The 14,534-nt window shown below is 67.3% G+C and carries 14 protein-coding genes; 5 read left to right on the forward strand and 9 right to left on the reverse strand.

Translation table 11 applies throughout. The annotated features are described in order from the left end of the window. Nucleotides 1-19: 19 nt before the first annotated feature. Complete coding sequence (locus ACFO0J_RS10485; RefSeq protein WP_376813029.1) at nucleotides 20-574, forward strand: nitroreductase family protein; 555 nt, start codon at nucleotides 20-22, stop codon at nucleotides 572-574. Here the strand turns inward: ACFO0J_RS10485 and cueR are convergent. The 4 genes from cueR to ACFO0J_RS10505 form a co-directional block, all read right to left on the reverse strand. Continuing rightward, the gene (gene cueR / locus ACFO0J_RS10490) at nucleotides 538-1,005 is read right to left on the reverse strand and encodes a Cu(I)-responsive transcriptional regulator (protein ID WP_376813030.1); all 468 of its coding nucleotides are present in this window, start codon (nucleotides 1,003-1,005) and stop codon (nucleotides 538-540) included. The genes ACFO0J_RS10485 and cueR overlap by 37 nt on opposite strands. A gap of 162 nt (nucleotides 1,006-1,167) precedes the next feature. Continuing rightward, a complete protein-coding gene (locus tag ACFO0J_RS10495) occupies nucleotides 1,168-3,441 on the reverse strand; it encodes a heavy metal translocating P-type ATPase (protein ID WP_376813031.1) in 2,274 nt (757 codons plus the stop codon). A gap of 82 nt (nucleotides 3,442-3,523) precedes the next feature. Continuing rightward, entirely contained in the window at nucleotides 3,524-4,729 is a 1,206-nt protein-coding gene (locus ACFO0J_RS10500) for an MFS transporter (RefSeq protein WP_376813032.1), read from the reverse strand. A 46-nt stretch (nucleotides 4,730-4,775) separates the two neighbouring features. Continuing rightward, on the reverse strand, nucleotides 4,776-5,531 hold the full coding sequence (locus ACFO0J_RS10505) for an SDR family NAD(P)-dependent oxidoreductase (protein ID WP_376813033.1): 756 nt from the start codon (nucleotides 5,529-5,531) through the stop codon (nucleotides 4,776-4,778). A 137-nt stretch (nucleotides 5,532-5,668) separates the two neighbouring features. On the opposite strand from ACFO0J_RS10505, the gene ACFO0J_RS10510 reads away from it, so the two are divergent. From ACFO0J_RS10510 to ACFO0J_RS10525, 4 genes are read left to right on the forward strand one after another with little or no spacing between them, the layout of a single operon-like run. Next, nucleotides 5,669-6,238: a TetR/AcrR family transcriptional regulator gene (locus tag ACFO0J_RS10510; RefSeq protein ID WP_376813034.1), complete on the forward strand. Its 570-nt coding sequence runs from the start codon at nucleotides 5,669-5,671 to the stop codon at nucleotides 6,236-6,238. Between the two features lie 41 nt (nucleotides 6,239-6,279). After that, nucleotides 6,280-6,666 (forward strand): VOC family protein, encoded by a 387-nt coding sequence (locus ACFO0J_RS10515; RefSeq protein ID WP_376813035.1) that lies wholly within the window; start codon nucleotides 6,280-6,282, stop codon nucleotides 6,664-6,666. Between the two features lie 57 nt (nucleotides 6,667-6,723). Continuing rightward, a complete protein-coding gene (locus ACFO0J_RS10520; protein WP_376813036.1) occupies nucleotides 6,724-6,924 on the forward strand; it encodes a heavy-metal-associated domain-containing protein in 201 nt (66 codons plus the stop codon). Between the two features lie 30 nt (nucleotides 6,925-6,954). Then, complete coding sequence (locus ACFO0J_RS10525; RefSeq protein WP_376813037.1) at nucleotides 6,955-8,343, forward strand: dihydrolipoyl dehydrogenase; 1,389 nt, start codon at nucleotides 6,955-6,957, stop codon at nucleotides 8,341-8,343. 85 nt (nucleotides 8,344-8,428) lie between these two features. On the opposite strand, the gene ACFO0J_RS10530 is transcribed toward ACFO0J_RS10525, so the two are convergent. Genes ACFO0J_RS10530 through ACFO0J_RS10550 form a run of 5 tightly spaced genes read right to left on the reverse strand, consistent with a single transcriptional unit; the run spans nucleotide 8,429 to nucleotide 14,368 of the window. Next, nucleotides 8,429-9,004 carry an SCO family protein gene (locus ACFO0J_RS10530; RefSeq protein WP_376813038.1) on the reverse strand — a complete coding sequence of 192 codons (576 nt, stop codon included), beginning with the start codon at nucleotides 9,002-9,004 and terminating at the stop codon, nucleotides 8,429-8,431. Beyond that, the gene (locus ACFO0J_RS10535; protein WP_376813039.1) at nucleotides 9,001-11,091 is read right to left on the reverse strand and encodes a M3 family metallopeptidase; all 2,091 of its coding nucleotides are present in this window, start codon (nucleotides 11,089-11,091) and stop codon (nucleotides 9,001-9,003) included. The genes ACFO0J_RS10530 and ACFO0J_RS10535 overlap by 4 nt, the downstream gene beginning before the upstream one ends. Nucleotides 11,092-11,137: 46 nt before the next feature. Next, nucleotides 11,138-11,992, reverse strand: a complete 855-nt coding sequence (gene folD / locus ACFO0J_RS10540; RefSeq protein WP_376813040.1) for a bifunctional methylenetetrahydrofolate dehydrogenase/methenyltetrahydrofolate cyclohydrolase FolD — start codon at nucleotides 11,990-11,992, stop codon at nucleotides 11,138-11,140. Nucleotide 11,993: 1 nt separating this feature from the next. Further along, nucleotides 11,994-12,617 (reverse strand): response regulator transcription factor, encoded by a 624-nt coding sequence (locus ACFO0J_RS10545; protein ID WP_376813041.1) that lies wholly within the window; start codon nucleotides 12,615-12,617, stop codon nucleotides 11,994-11,996. After that, a complete protein-coding gene (locus ACFO0J_RS10550) occupies nucleotides 12,614-14,368 on the reverse strand; it encodes a PAS domain-containing sensor histidine kinase (RefSeq protein ID WP_376813042.1) in 1,755 nt (584 codons plus the stop codon). Before ACFO0J_RS10550 ends, ACFO0J_RS10545 begins: the two co-directional genes overlap by 4 nt. Nucleotides 14,369-14,534 lie beyond the last annotated feature (166 nt).

The following is a 14,534-nucleotide window of genomic DNA, read 5'->3' on the forward strand; positions in this document are numbered from 1 at the left end:
AGACGTTTTTGATGTGTTGATGAGCCGCCGCTCGGTCAAGTTCGTCCAGGCGCCCGGTCCGACCGAGGATCAGCTGGAGCTGATCCTGAGCGCCGCGCTGCGCGCGCCCGACCATGGCGCCATCAAGCCCTGGCGCTTCGTGCTGGTGCGCGGCGCCGACGTGCCTGCACTGGTGGATGTGGGGGTGCGCGCCGGGATTGCCGCCGACAAGCCGTTGCCGCAGCCCAAGGTGGACAATGCCCGAAAATGGCTGTCCAAAGTCCCGCTGGTGATCGCCCTGGGCTGCCGCCCGGACCCTTCCGGTCGCATCCGCGAACAGGAAAGCCTGCTGGCCGTGGGCGCGGCGGTCATGAACATGCTCAACGCCGCGCATGCCCTGGGTTTCGGCGCCTTCTGGAGCACCGGCATGGGGACTTACCTGGACGGCGTGGGCGAGGCCCTGGGCTTCGATGCTCTGAATGAACGCTTCATGGGCTATCTGGCCATCGGCACGCCGATCGATGCGCCCGACCCGGTCCGGCGGCCGGACTGGCGCGATCACGTGTCGGAATGGCACGCGCCGGCCGAAGCCTGAGACTCCAGTCCCTCCAGGATCGGGCATTCCGGCCGGTCGTCGCCATGGCAGCGCTGCGCCAGTTCGCGCAGGGTCGCCGCCATGCCGCGCAGCAGGTCGGCCTTGGCCTCCAGCGCATCGATGTGCGACAGGGCCAGGCGCTTGACCTCGGCGCTGGCGCGCTCCCGGTCACGCCACAGGCTGGTCAGTTCCGCGATCTGCTTCAATGAAAATCCCAGGTCCCGCGCGCTGCGGATGAAACGCAGCGCGTGCAGGTCGGCCTCGCCGTATTGCCGGTAGCCGGCGGCGCTGCGGGCCTGGGGGACGAACAGGCCCTCTTGTTCGTAGTAGCGGATCATCTTGGCGCTCAGGCCGGTGCGTGCGGCGGCTTCGCCGATCGTGAGCCGGCCCTGGGCGAGCGCCTCGGTCGCGTATAAACGGGATTCAGCCATGACGGATCTCCAGGGAATCTCTGAATAAGTTGAGCGGTAAGCAGGCGCTACGGATTTGGGTTGGCTGCAAGGCGCGAACCGCAGCGATAGCGGTGCTATCGCGAGGATGAGCAACGCGGCAGACGGCCCGAAGCCGTAGATGCATGCGGCGCGATAGCTTGTTCAGAGGTTCCCCAATGGCAGCCATTTCAGGCGCAGCGCGTTGACGACGACGAAGACGCTGGACAAGGCCATGGCGCCGGCCCCCAGCATGGGTGAAAGCTGCAATCCGGTGAAAGGATACAGGGCGCCGGCCGCCACCGGAATCAGGGCGACGTTGTAGGCGAAGGCCCAGAACAGGTTCTGGCCGATGTTGCGCAGCGTCAGCCGCGACAGCGCGATGGCGCGGGCGACCGAGTTCAGGTCCTCGTTCATCAGCACCACGTCGGCCGACTCGATGGCGACGTCGGTGCCTTGGCCGATGGCGATCCCTACGTCGGCGGTCGCCAGGGCAGGCGCGTCGTTGATGCCGTCGCCCACGAAGGCCAGGGCGCCGACGCTGCTTTGCAGCGCCCGCAGCAATTCCGCCTTGTGTTCGGGCAGGGTCTGGGCATGAACGATGTCGATCCCCAGTTCACCGGCCACGGCCTGGGCGGCGGCCTGGTGGTCGCCGGTGATGAGCGCGGTCTTCAGGCCCAGGGCGTGCAGGCGGGCGATGGCTTCGCGGGCGCCGGGCCGCAGCGTGTCGGCCACCGCCAGCACCCCCGCCAGCCGGCCGTCGCGTGCCGCCAGAAAGGCCGTCTTGCCCTGCGCCGCCAGGGTCTGCACCTGTGCCGCGACTGCGGGGTCGACCCGCACACCTTGTTCATCCATCAGCGCTTCGTTGCCCAGCAGCCAGTCGTGCGCTTCGACGCGGCCTTGCACGCCCGCGCCGGTCAGGGCCGCGAACTGCTCCACCGGCATCAGGGGCAGGCCTTCGGCCTGGGCGGCTTCCAGCAGCGCATGGGCAATGGGGTGTTCCGAGGCGCTTTGCACCGAGGCCACTGCCGCCAGCAGGTCTGCGCGGTCGAGGCTGTCCGGGCCGTCCAGGGGCAGGACGTCGGTCAGCGCCGGGCGTCCCTGGGTCAGCGTGCCGGTCTTGTCGAAGGCCACCACGCGGGCGCTGCGCAGACGCTGCAGCGCGTCGCCTTGACGGAACACGATGCCCAGACCCGCCGCGCGCCCCGTGGCCACCATGATCGAAATCGGCGTCGCCAGGCCCATGGCGCAGGGGCAGGCGATGATCAGCACCGCCACACCTGCAATCAGCGCGTGCGTCAGCCGGGGTTCCGGCCCCCACAACAGCCAGCCCAGAAAGGCCAGCACGGCCAGGCCCATCACGGCCGGGACGAACCAGCCGGTGACCCGGTCCACCAGGCGCTGGATCGGCAGTTTGGTTCCCTGGGCCTGTTCGACCAGGCGGATGATGTGGGCCAGCACCGTGTCGGCGCCGACCTGCGTGGCGCGCATCACCAGGCTGCCGCGCGTGTTCAGCGTGCCGCCGATCAGGCGGTCGCCGGCGCGGCGGGTAACCGGCATGGGCTCGCCCGTGATCATGGACTCGTCCACCCAGGACTCGCCCTCGACGACCGCGCCGTCCACCGGGACTTTCTCGCCGGGCCGCACCCGCACCTCGTCGCCGACGGCCAACGCGTCGATGGGCAGTTCAGCCCAGTCGCCGCCGCGCCGCGCCCAGGCGGTGCGCGGCCGCAGGCCGATCAGGTGGCGGATGGCGGAGCCGGCCCGCCCTCGGGCGCGCGCCTCCAGCCAGCGGCCCAGCAGGATCAGCGTCGCGACTACGGCGGCAGCCTCGAAATACAGATGGCGCGCCTCGGCCGGAAAGAGGGCGGGCGCGGCCGTGACCAGGGCGGAATACAGCCAGGCGCTGCCCGCGCCCAGCGCGACCAGCGTGTTCATGTCCGGTCCCAGATGCCGCAGCGCCTTGAAACCCCGCGTGAAAAAGACGCGGCCCGGCCCGGCCAGCACGGCGGTGGCGAGCGCGAACTCGATCCAGGCCAGCGCGCGCGGCTCGATCAGGGACTGGATCGTGTGATGCAGGGCGGGGATCAGGTGCCCGCCCATCTCGACCAGGAACACCGGCAGGGTCAAGGCCAGGGCCAGGAAGAACCGCCGGCCGGCGGCCGCATCCTCGTCGGCGTCGTCATGCATCCCGGCGGCGTTTTCGGGCGTCAGCACTTGCGCCTGGTAGCCGCGCTTTTCGATGGCGGCGACCAGCGCCTGGGGATCGGCGCCTTCGGCGGCCAGAGTGACGTGGGCGCGTCGCGTGGCCAGATTGACGTCGGCCCGGGACACCCCGGGCACTTTGTTCAGGGCCATTTCGACCCGGCGCACACACGAGGCGCAGGTCATGCCCTCGACCTCCAGATCGAGGGTGGGCAGGACGGGCAAGGTGGACATGGAAGCACTCCGGTTCATCAGAATGATTGTAGGATGAGGCTTGACCTTATGGTAAGGTCAAGCGTTTCCATGTCACCCCGATTCACACCGGACAATCCGCCGCCGTCCGGGGCTGGCGCCCCATCCACAGAGCAATCAACAAGGCGGCCGCGACCAGCGTCATCCCGCCCAGGCCGAACACCCCGGTGACGCCGCCCTGGCTCAGGACCAGCCCCCCGCCGCCGGCCCCCAGGGCGATCGCGACCTGGATGGCGGCGACCAGCAGGCCTCCGCCGCTTTCAGCCTCGTCGGGGACGGTCTGCGCAACCCAGTTGGACCAGGCGACCGGCACCGTGCCGAACGCGAAGCCCCAGACGGCGATCAGGGCGCTGACGAGCCAGGGGGCGCCGGCTGTACCGCCCAGCACGATGCCGACCGCGCCGATCGCCAGGGGCGGCAAGGCCATGGTCAGCCGCACGTTGCGCTCCAGCATGAAGCCGCCAAAATAGGTCCCGGCATAATTGGCCACGCCGAAACCCAGCAGCATGGCCGAGACGGTGGTGATCGCCACGCCGGTCACGTTTTCCAGATAGGGGCGCACATAGGTGAACAGGGCGAAATGGCCGCTGAACACCAGCAGGACCGCCAGCATGCCGACCGCGACGCGCGGGCGCCGCATCACCCGCAGCAAGGTCGACAGGCTGCCATGGCCGCGCGGCGGCAGGCTCGGCAGGGTGTAGAACTGGACGGCCAGGGCCAGCACGCCCAGTCCGGCCGCCAACAGAAAGACCTGGCGCCAGCCGATCACCGAGCCCAGGTAACTCCCGACCGGCGCGGCGAAAATCGTCGCGGCCGCCACGCCGCTGACCATGATGGACAGGCCCCGGGGGATCAGGGGCTCGGGCATCAGGCGCATGACGATGGCCGTGGACATGGCCCAGAAGCCGCCCAGGGCCGCGCCCAGCAGCATCCGCCCCAGCAGCAGGGCCAGGAAACCGGGGGCGTAGGCGACCAACAGGTTGGAGACGATCAGCAGCCCTGAAAGCCCCATCAGCACGTGGCGGCGGTCCAGAGCCCGTGTGACGGAGGACACCAGCAGGCTGGCGATGAAGGCCAGAACGGCGGTGGTGGAAATGGCCTGGCCGGCCAGGCTTTCCGAGATGTGCAGATCGGCCGCCATGGGCGTGAGCAGGCTGATCGGCAGGAATTCCGCCGTGACCAGGCCGAAGACGCCCAGCATCATGGCGATGACGGCGCCCCAGGCGGGCGCGCCCAGGCCGGTGTCTGCGTGGATGGGTGATGCACTCATGCTTGTTTCCTGTCCATTGGATATCTATTGGCTGTCTGTTCGGTATTCAAAGATTGGCCCCGCCGTCCAGCAGGAAGCTGGAGCCGGTGATGGACCGCGCCGCGTCGCTGGCCAGGTAGAGCGTCATCTGCGCGATTTCGTCGGGCGTGTTGTAGTCGGCAATGACGCGCAGGCCGCGCTGGGCGTCGGCATGAGGGCCGTCGGCCGGGTTCATGTCGGTGTCCGTGGAGCCTGGTTGGATGACGTTGACCGTGATGCCGCGCGGCCCCAGATCCCGGGCCGCGCCTTTGGTCAGCCCCCAGACGGCCGCCTTGCTCATCGCATACAGGGCCATGCCCTCGCTCGGCACGCGCGCCGCGAGATTGCTGCCGATGTTGATGATGCGTCCGCCGTCGTTCATGATATTCGCGGCCTGCCGGATCGCCGCGAAGACGGCGCGGGCGTTGATGCCCATCTGCCATTCGTAGTCACTCAGGGTGAATTCGCCGATCGGCTTGGTCTCGAAGACGCCGGCGTTGTTGACCAGGATATCCAGGCCGCCCCAGTGTGCCGCCGCCTGGTCGACGGATGCGCGCACCGCTTCCGCGTCCAGGCTGTCGACCTGCAGGGCGAGGGCGGCGCCCTGGGCGTCTGCGCCGTCGTGACGGGGCGTGATCGAGTCGACCAACTGCCGAGCGGCCTCGGCCGAGTGTTGATAGGTGAATGCCACCTGAGCGCCTGCTTCGGCGAGCCGCCGTACGATGGCGGCCCCGATGCCTCTGGATCCGCCGGTGACCAAGGCCTTCTTTCCCTTCAAGTTCATTTCGTTCAACCTTATTTATAGTGATCGATATAAAATGCTAAATTGACGTTAAGCGCCTGTCAATGAATTTTTTATCGATCGATACAATTATCATGGCCACCCGTGGACGACCTCTCTCTTTTGACCGGAACGCCGCCTTGCTGACCGCCATGGAACTGTTCCAGCGGCATGGATACGAAGGCACCACGATCGCGGAACTGACCCGCGCGATCGGGATTTCCGCGCCCAGTCTCTACAACGCTTTTGGTGACAAGGAGTGCCTGTTCAAAGAAGCAGTCGAGCACTACGTGTCACACGATGGCGGCGCTTCGATGCGCGCGCTGCGCCAGCATCCGGGCGGCGCCCGGGAAGCGATCCGGGCCATGCTGCAGGCTGCCGTCCAGCAGCAGTCGGGCTGCGGGGAAGGGCGGGGGTGCCTGGTGGTGCTGGGCGCTGCGAATTGCGGCGAGGAAAACCAGCGCATGGACGATTTCCTCAAGGAGCACCGGCAGGCGACCATCGAGGCTATCCATCAGCGGCTGATCCAGTCCCAGGCCGAGGGTGAACTATCCGCCGAACTCGACACGCAGGCCCTGGCCTGCTTCTATGCCACGGTCCTGAACGGCATTGCCATCCAGGTGAAGGACGGCGCACCTGCCGATGCCCTGAGCGCCGTGGTCGATGCGGCGATGCGGGCCTGGCCGGAGGCGGTGAGCCTTCGGCCGTAGCGCCGTTCTTGCCTGTTTATGCGTTCATAGGAAAACACACGATGCACATCGACAGACTCGATCACCTGGTGCTCACCGTCAAAGATGTCGCCGCCACCTGCGGGTTCTATGCCCGCGTGCTGGGCATGGAGGTCATCACCTTCGGCGAAGGCCGCAAGGCCCTGGCGTTCGGACGCCAGAAGATCAACCTGCACCAGCAGGGCAAGGAAATCGAGCCCAAGGCCGCCGTGGCCTTACCCGGCACCGCTGATCTATGCCTGATCACCACCGAAACGCCGCAGGCGGTGCTGGCGCATCTGCGGGCCTGCGGCGTCCCGGTGCTCGACGGCCCGGTGCCGCGCACGGGCGCAACGGGCAAGATCACTTCGGTGTATTTCCGCGATCCGGACGAAAACCTGATCGAGGTGTCGAGCTACGACGAGGCTTGAGCTTCCCATCGTGTCAAGGCCTACGATGCCGCATATCCCTCTCTTGGAGTCTTACTCATGAAAACCGAATTCATTGTTTCCGACATGACCTGCAACCACTGCGTGCAGACCATCACCCGGGCCGTGCAGGGCGTGGCGCCGGACGCGGCCGTACAGACCGACCTGGCGGCGCATCGCGTCACGATCGAATCGTCGGCGGATGCGGCGGCGTTGCAGGCCGCGATTGCGGACGAAGGCTACGACGTTCAACCGGGATGAGGCGCCGGTTCTCCTAGCGAGTCATAAAAAATGAATCCACACATCATCGAATGCGATGTCGCCATCATCGGCGCTGGTTCGGCCGGTCTGCCGGCCTATCGAGAAGTCCTCAAGGCGGGGCTGAAGCCCTTGCTGATCGAAGGCGGGCCGCATGGCACCATGTGCGCGCGGGTGGGCTGCATGCCGTCCAAGCTGCTGATCGCGGCGGCCCAGTCCGTGGCCGATATGCGCCATGCGGACGGTTTCGGCATCCGCCTGGAGACGCCGCCTCGGGTGGACGGCGCGGCCGTGATGGACCGCGTCCGGCGCGAGCGTGACCGGTTCGTGGGCTTCGTGGTGGATGATGTCGAGGCCATGCCGCCGGAGCACCGGCTGGACGCGCCTGTGGAATTCCTGCGCGATGGCGTGCTGCGGGCCGCCGATGGCCGCGAGGTGCATGCGGGACGCATCATCCTCGCCACCGGCACCCGGCCGAACGTGCCGGAGCTGTACCGGCCCTTGGGGAACCTGGCGATCGTCAACGACGACGTGTTCGACTGGCATGATCTGCCGCGCAGCGTGCTCGTGGTCGGCTCCGGCGTGATCGGCGTCGAGCTGGGCCTGGCGCTGGCGCGCCTGGGCGTGCGGGTGCGGGTGTTGAACCGTTCCGGCAGCTTCGCCCATCTGGCCGATCCCCAGGTGCGCGCGGCAGCGGTGGACCTGCTGGCGCCGGAATTGTCCCTGGTGCAAAACGCGCAAGTCACCTCGGTGCGCCGCGAGGGCAATCAGGCCGTGGTGGGCTGGTCGGCGGACGGCGGGCCGGAGACCGTGGAACACTTTGACTACGTGCTGCTGACGGCAGGCCGCGATCCTGCCCTGGACGCGCTGCATCTGGAACGCACCACGATGCCGCTGGACGAGCGGGGTCGGCCGCGTTTCGATCCGGCCACGCTGCAGGTCCATGGCCAGCCGGTGTTCCTGGCGGGCGATGTCACCGGCCGCTATTCCATCCAGCACGAGGCGTCCGACGACGGCCGCAGGGCAGGGCGCAATGCCGCCGCCTGGCCCGATGTGCAGGCGCTGCCGCGCCGCGCACCACTGGCCATCGTCTTCAGCGATCCGCAGATCATGCAGGTGGGCGGCGGCTACGCGGCGCTGGGCGACCCGGATGCGGTGACCATCGGCGCGGTCGATTGGACTCGCCAGGGCCGTTCGCGCGTGATGCAGCGCAACCAGGGCCTGCTGCACGTCTATATGCGCAAGTCCGACCGGCGCTTTTTGGGTGCGGAAATGATCGGACCGGATGCCGAACACGTCGGCCATTTGCTGGCCTGGGCCTTGCAGATGGAATTGACTGTGCCGGACATGCTCAAGCTGCCGTTCTACCACCCGACCATCGAAGAAGGCATCCGCACGGCGCTGCGCGACGCGCTGCGCTGAAACGAGCCAGGATGCGGATCAGTCCCGTGTTTATCGAGTCCGGACGGTATACAGACTCATCAGGCGGGACGAACCGCCGCCCGGCTCAGTTCAGCATCGGCTTCAGCGCAGCCAGCAGCTCTTCCTGGGATTCGCTGTCCGAGGCCAGCCAGGTGGCCTTGCCCTGGGTATCAAAGGCGTAGATTCCCCGGCTGTGGGAGACCTCGTAAGGCGCGTCCGGATGCTTCGGATCGGGGCGCTCGATCTGGTAGGCGACCCGGTAGCGCCTGGCGAGCGACGCGATGGATTTTTCATCACCCGTCAGGCCGATGGCGTGGGGATCGAACTGATCCACATACGCCTGCAGGATATCGGGCGTGTCCCGGTGGGGATCGACGCTGACGAACAGGATGCGGACCTGATCGGCCTTGGGTCCCAGGGCTTCGGTCACCTGGGCCAGTTGCGCCATGGTCGTGGGGCAGATGTCCGGGCAACTGGCGTAGCCGAAGAACATCAGCACCACCTTGCCGGCAAAGGCCTGCTGCGTGATGGCCGCGCCGCCTGCGCCTTGCAGGGAGAACTTCAGATCCGGCAAGAAGCCGCGTACCGGGTGGACGGCGGCCAGGGCCAGGCTGATGCCGGCCGTCCAGAGCCCCAGCGCGAGCAGCAGACGCCGGATCATGACGATTGGGCCTCCAGCAACCCGCTATGTCGCAGCAAGGCGTCGATGCTCGGATCGCGGCCCCGGAACGCCCGGAAGGACTCCGCCGCCGGACGCGAGCCGCCGACGGCGATGATCTCGTCCAGGTAGCGGCGGCTGGTGTCCGGATCGAACACGTTGCGCGTGCCGTCCGGACCGGGCTTGGCCTGTTCCTCGAAGGCGGCGAACGCGTCCGCCGACAGGACCTCGGCCCATTTGTAGCTGTAGTAGCCGGCGCCGTAGCCGCCCGAGAACAGGTGCGAGAAGGCGTGCGGGAAGCGGTGCCAGGCGGGCGGGATCAACAGGGCGACTTCCTGGCGGACCTGGTCCAGGGTGTCCAGGACCTCGCTGATCGACAGGCCGCTGGCGCGGGTATGGATCAGCATGTCGAACAGGGAAAATTCCACCTGGCGCAGGGTCTGCAGGCCGCTCTGGAAATTGCGCGCGGCGATCATGCGGTCGTACAGGTCGCGGGGCAGGGGTTCGCCGCTGTCCACGTGGCGGGTCAGGGATTGCAGCACGTCCCATTCCCAGCAGAAATTTTCCATGAACTGCGAAGGCAGTTCGATGGCGTCCCATTCGACGGCGGCGAAGGCCGCCGCGCCCGGTTCGTCCACGCGCGACAGCAGCGTGTGCATGGCGTGGCCGCTTTCGTGGAACAGGGTGATCACGTCATCGTGCGACAGCAGCGCCTCGCGGCCGTCCTGCGGTGCGGGGAAATTGCAGGTCAGCCAGGCCAGCGGCGTGTGCAGACGCCCGGCATGCACGCGGCGGCTGCGCTCGCTGTCCACCCAGGCGCCGCCTTGCTTGCCGGAGCGGGCATACAGATCGATGCCCAGGCGGCCCAGTTCGCGGTCTTGCGCGTCCAGCACCCGATAGATACGGGCGTCGGCGTGCCAGGCGGGCGCGTCGGTGGCTTCCAGGCGCACCCCGAACAGGGTGCGGATCACCTGGAACAGGCCGTCGAGCACGCGGGATTCGGTGAAGTAGGGGCGCAGTTCCTCGTCGGAATAGGCGTAGCGGCTTTCGCGCAGACGCTCGGACGCGTAGGCGATGTCCCAGGGCTCCAGCGGGTCCAGCTGCAGCTCGCGTGCCGCGAAGGCGCGCAGCTCGTCCAGGTCGCGTTCGGCGCTGGGCCGGGCGCGGGCCGCCAGTTCGCGCAGGAAGTCCAGCACCTGGCCGGCGCTGTCGGCCATGCGGGTTTCCAGGCGCAGGCTGGCGAAATCGGCGTGGCCCAGCAGGGCGGCTTCTTCGGCCCGCAGGGCCAGCAGGGACTCGATGGACTCTGAATTGTCGAAGGCCGGGTCGCCCTGGTCCGAGGCCCGGGTGGCGTGCGCGCGGTACAGGGTCTGGCGCAGTTCGCGGTCACGGGCGTGCAGCATGACCGGCAGGTAGCAGGGCATGTGCAGGCTCAGCTTCCAGCCCGATTCTCCCGCCGTCCGGGCCGCCTGGGCGGCCGCGGCGATCACGTCCGGCGGCAGGCCCTGCAGGCGGGCCTCGTCGGTGATCGTCAGGGACCAGCCGTCCGTCGCGTCGAGCACGTTTTCCGAGAATTTCTGCGACACCTGGGCCTGCAGATCCGCGTTGCGTGCGTAGGTGTCACGCGCGGCGCCTTCCAGTTCGACCCCGCTCAGGCGGAAGTCGCGCAGCGCCAGCTCGACGATGCGGCGGCGGGTCGGCGACAGGGCGGCGAAGGCAGGGCTTGCCGCCAGCGCGCGGTAGCGTTCGTACAGGCCGCGATGCAGGCCCACCCAGGTCGAGAACTCGCTCATCAGGGGCAGGCAGGCGTTGTAGGCGGTGCGCAGGTCAGGCGTGTTGACCACGCTGTTCAGGTGTCCGGCGATCGACCAGGCCCGGTGCAGGCGCTCGGACGGGTCCTCGATGGATTCGATCAGGTTGTCCCAGTCCGGCGCGTCCGTGCAGGCGGCGGCGGTTTCGATCGCGGCGCGCGAGGCCTCGATCAGCTCGCGCACGGCGGGTTCGATGTGCTCGGGCCGGACGGCGCCGTAGTCCACGAATACCTCGGCCGGGACGAGGAGGGGATTGCCGGCGATGCGGGTGCTGTTCATGCGCAATCACATGGGGGCATGGCCCCCGTTTTTCAAGTCCGCAGCCTCAAGCCTGCAGCGTGCGCTCGGCGGCCTCGATGGTGTTGACCAGCAGCATGGCGATGGTCATGGGACCGACGCCGCCGGGGACGGGCGTGATCGCGGATGCGACGGCGGCGGCCGAATCAAAGTCCACGTCGCCGACGAGCTTGCCGGATTCGAGCCGGTTGATGCCCACGTCGATCACCACGGCGCCGGGCTTGACCATGTCGCCGCTGACGATGCCGGGCCGGCCCGTGGCCACCACCAGCACGTCGGCCCGGCGAGTCTGGTCGCCCAGGTCGCGGGTCTTGGAATTGCACAGCGTGACGGTGGCGCCCGCCGCCAGCAGCAGCATGGCCATGGGCTTGCCGACGATGTTGCTGGCGCCCACGATCACGGCTTCGGCGCCGCGCAGCGGCACATTTTCCGACTCCAGCATCTTCATCACGCCGTAAGGCGTGCAAGGGCGGAACAGCGGCCGGCCGGTCATCAGCAGACCGGCGTTGCTGACGTGGAAGCCGTCCACGTCCTTGGCGGCGCTGATGGTCTCGATGACCAGGCCGGTGTCGATGTGGCCGGGCAGGGGCAGTTGCACCAGGATGCCATGGATGGCCGGATCGGCGTTCAGCGTCTCGATCACGTCCAGCAGTTCGCCTTCGGGCGTGTCGGCGCCCAGCGGAATGACGCGCGAATGCATCCCGGCGGCGGTGCAGGCGGCCGCCTTGTTGCGGACATAGACCTGCGAAGCCGGGTCTTCGCCGACCAGCACGACCGCCAGCCCGGGCGTGACGCCCTGGGACTTCAGCGTGCGCACGCGTTCGGCGACTTCACCGCGCACGTGGGCGGACAGGGCTTTACCGTCGATCAGGCGGGCGCTCATGTCAGGCTTCCTCGGCGCGGGTCAGGGCGATCTTCATCAGATCCGCCACCGTGGTGACCTCGAGTTTTTCCATGATGTTGGCGCGGTGCGCCTCGACGGTCTTGATGCTGATGTTCAGGTCGCCGGCGATCTGTTTGTTCAGGCGCCCGGCCACGATGCGTTCCAGCACCTGCTGCTCGCGGGCGGTCAGGCGGCTGAGTACGGCCTGCTGGTCACGCTGGGCATGGGCTTCGCGCACGCGGTCGCGGGCCTGGTCCAGCATGCCGGCGACCAGCGCGCGCAGGTCGGCCTCGTTGAAGGGTTTTTCGAGGAAATCGACCGCGCCCTTCTTCATGGTGGAGACCGCCATCGGCACGTCGCCGTGGCCGGTGATGAAGACGATGGGCAGCGGCGCCTTGCGGGCGATCAGGGCTTCCTGCAGTTCCAGGCCGCTCATGCCGGGCATGCGGATGTCGGCGATCAGGACGCCGACCAGTTCAGGATCGTAGGCGGCGAGGAATTCCTCGGCGCTGGCGAAACTGCGCACGGCATAGCCGTTGGCCTCGAGCAGCCAGCGCAGGGAATCGCGGACGGCCTCGTCATCGTCGACGATATAGATGGTGCTGGGGATTTGGGTATCGCTCATGCGTGCTGTTCCTCCGTGAGTTCTGTGTTCTGAGGGCGGGGCGGGGCTTTTTGCAGGGTGACGCGGAAGATGGTGCCGCCTTCCGGATTGGCGCTGGCCCACAGGCGCCCGTGATGCGATTCAATGATGGTGCGGCAGATGTTCAGGCCCATGCCCAGGCCTTCGGACTTGGTGCTGTAAAAGGGTTCGAACAGCCGCTCGGGATTGCGCAGCCCATGGCCGCGATCGATGACGGCGATCTCGACCTGGGGATGCTGGTCGGTGATACGGACGTGCAGCGTGCGGTATTCGCTGTGTTCCATGGCTTCGACGCCGTTCTTCAACAGATTCAGCAGCACCTGTTCGATCAGGATGGGGTCGGCCAGGACTTCCGGCATGGGATCAGGCAGATCCAGGGCGATTTCGATGCGGCGCTTGCGGGCGTCGATGTCGGCGAAACCGACGGCGTTTTCCACGATCCGGCCCAGGCCCACCGCCTGGCGGCGGGGTTCGCTGCGTTTCACGAATTCGCGGATGCGGCTGATGATCTTGCCGGCGCGCTCGGCCTGCTGGGACGCTTTTTCAAGCGCCTGGAGCAGGGATTCGGTCGGGGCCTTGCCCGACTTGAGCATCGCCACGGCCGCCATATTGTAATTGCTGATGGCCGTCAGCGGCTGGTTCAGTTCGTGCGCCAGGGACGAGGCCATTTCCCCCATGGTGGTCAGGCGGCTGGTGAGCTGGGCCTTTTCCTGCTGCACGCGGGATTCTTCCTCGTGCTTGCGGCGTTCGGTGATGTCGCGCGCCACCTGCAGGCGCACGCGGCGCGAATCGGTCCAGGCCAGCATGCGGTGGTGGACTTCGAACCAGCGCTGGGCCGTGGCCGAGAACAGTTCCATGGTCTCGTCGGTGAAACGGCCCAGGCGACCGCCCAGCAGCTCCGCGTGGCCGCCGGTCTGGGCGCCGAACAGGCGCCGGTAGGTGCGGTTGGCAAACAACAGCTCCAGGCCTTCGGGCGTGTCCGCCACCACCGAGATCGCATCGTCCAGCCCTTCGAGCACCGTCATGAAGCGCTCGTGCGCGGCGGTCAGGGCCTCGCGGATGCGCTTGGGCTCGGTGATGTCGGTCATGGAAGTCATCCAGCCGATCTGCTCGCCTTTGGGATCGCGCAGAGGCGACACGTACATGCGTGCAGTGAAACGCGAACCGTCGCGCCGCTGGGCTTCGATTTCCAGACCGCTGCTGGGGGTGCGCCCCGACAGCAACTGGGCCAGGGTGTCGCGGTGATGGTCGTGGCGTCCGGGCAGCCAATAAGGAAAGGGGGACGTGCGGCCGATCAGGTCGGCCTCGTTCCAGCCGATCATGCGGCAGAAGGCCGGATTCACGTAGGCAATGCGGCCCTGCATGTCGAACACGCGCATGCCCGTGGACATGGAGTTTTCCATGGCCCGGCGGAAACCGGTCTCGGCGATCAGCGCGGCTTCGGCCTGGGTGCGAAAGCGGGTATAGCGCCAGAGCGCCAGCAGGCTGAATACAATCACCAGGGACAGGGCGAACACCACCATCATCAGGCGCTGCTGGCGGGTTTCCTGGTCGATGGTGACGAACATCACGCTGTCGCTCTGCAGGCGCTGCAGCCAGATGAAGGCGCCCATGACGCACAGATAGAGGACGAGCACGACCGCCGGCGTCAGCCAGTACAGGCGACGGCTGTTGTGACGGGCATGTTCGTAGAACGTCGTCGGAATCAGAGACTTGCGATTCGGAGAGGCCATGGACTTGAGGGTATCGCGATTGCGCCATTTTAGACGCGAAAACACCATTCAATTTTTCACATAATAAAAATACATATCATCTAATGAAATTTTGCTTGTGCTGGAGCAGGCTCTTTCCTAGAATGGCTGCAAGTGCCGGCACCAGGGGACGCGGACGCGCCCCGGG

It is taken from the genome of Castellaniella hirudinis (genome assembly GCF_042651965.1).
Lineage (GTDB): Bacteria > Pseudomonadota > Gammaproteobacteria > Burkholderiales > Burkholderiaceae_B > Castellaniella > Castellaniella hirudinis.

Coding starts and splice junctions, on each gene's coding strand:
- ACFO0J_RS10515 (WP_376813035.1), top strand. CDS start 6,280: ATGCACATCGACAGACTCGATCACCTGGTGCTCACCGTCAAAGATGTC.
- ACFO0J_RS10500 (WP_376813032.1), bottom strand. CDS start 4,729: ATGAGTGCATCACCCATCCACGCAGACACCGGCCTGGGCGCGCCCGCC.
- ACFO0J_RS10525 (WP_376813037.1), top strand. CDS start 6,955: ATGAATCCACACATCATCGAATGCGATGTCGCCATCATCGGCGCTGGT.
- ACFO0J_RS10535 (WP_376813039.1), bottom strand. CDS start 11,091: ATGAACAGCACCCGCATCGCCGGCAATCCCCTCCTCGTCCCGGCCGAG.
- ACFO0J_RS10550 (WP_376813042.1), bottom strand. CDS start 14,368: ATGGCCTCTCCGAATCGCAAGTCTCTGATTCCGACGACGTTCTACGAA.
- ACFO0J_RS10545 (WP_376813041.1), bottom strand. CDS start 12,617: ATGAGCGATACCCAAATCCCCAGCACCATCTATATCGTCGACGATGAC.
- ACFO0J_RS10520 (WP_376813036.1), top strand. CDS start 6,724: ATGAAAACCGAATTCATTGTTTCCGACATGACCTGCAACCACTGCGTG.
- folD (WP_376813040.1), bottom strand. CDS start 11,992: ATGAGCGCCCGCCTGATCGACGGTAAAGCCCTGTCCGCCCACGTGCGC.
- ACFO0J_RS10485 (WP_376813029.1), top strand. CDS start 20: ATGAGCCGCCGCTCGGTCAAGTTCGTCCAGGCGCCCGGTCCGACCGAG.
- ACFO0J_RS10505 (WP_376813033.1), bottom strand. CDS start 5,531: ATGAACTTGAAGGGAAAGAAGGCCTTGGTCACCGGCGGATCCAGAGGC.
- cueR (WP_376813030.1), bottom strand. CDS start 1,005: ATGGCTGAATCCCGTTTATACGCGACCGAGGCGCTCGCCCAGGGCCGG.
- ACFO0J_RS10530 (WP_376813038.1), bottom strand. CDS start 9,004: ATGATCCGGCGTCTGCTGCTCGCGCTGGGGCTCTGGACGGCCGGCATC.
- ACFO0J_RS10495 (WP_376813031.1), bottom strand. CDS start 3,441: ATGTCCACCTTGCCCGTCCTGCCCACCCTCGATCTGGAGGTCGAGGGC.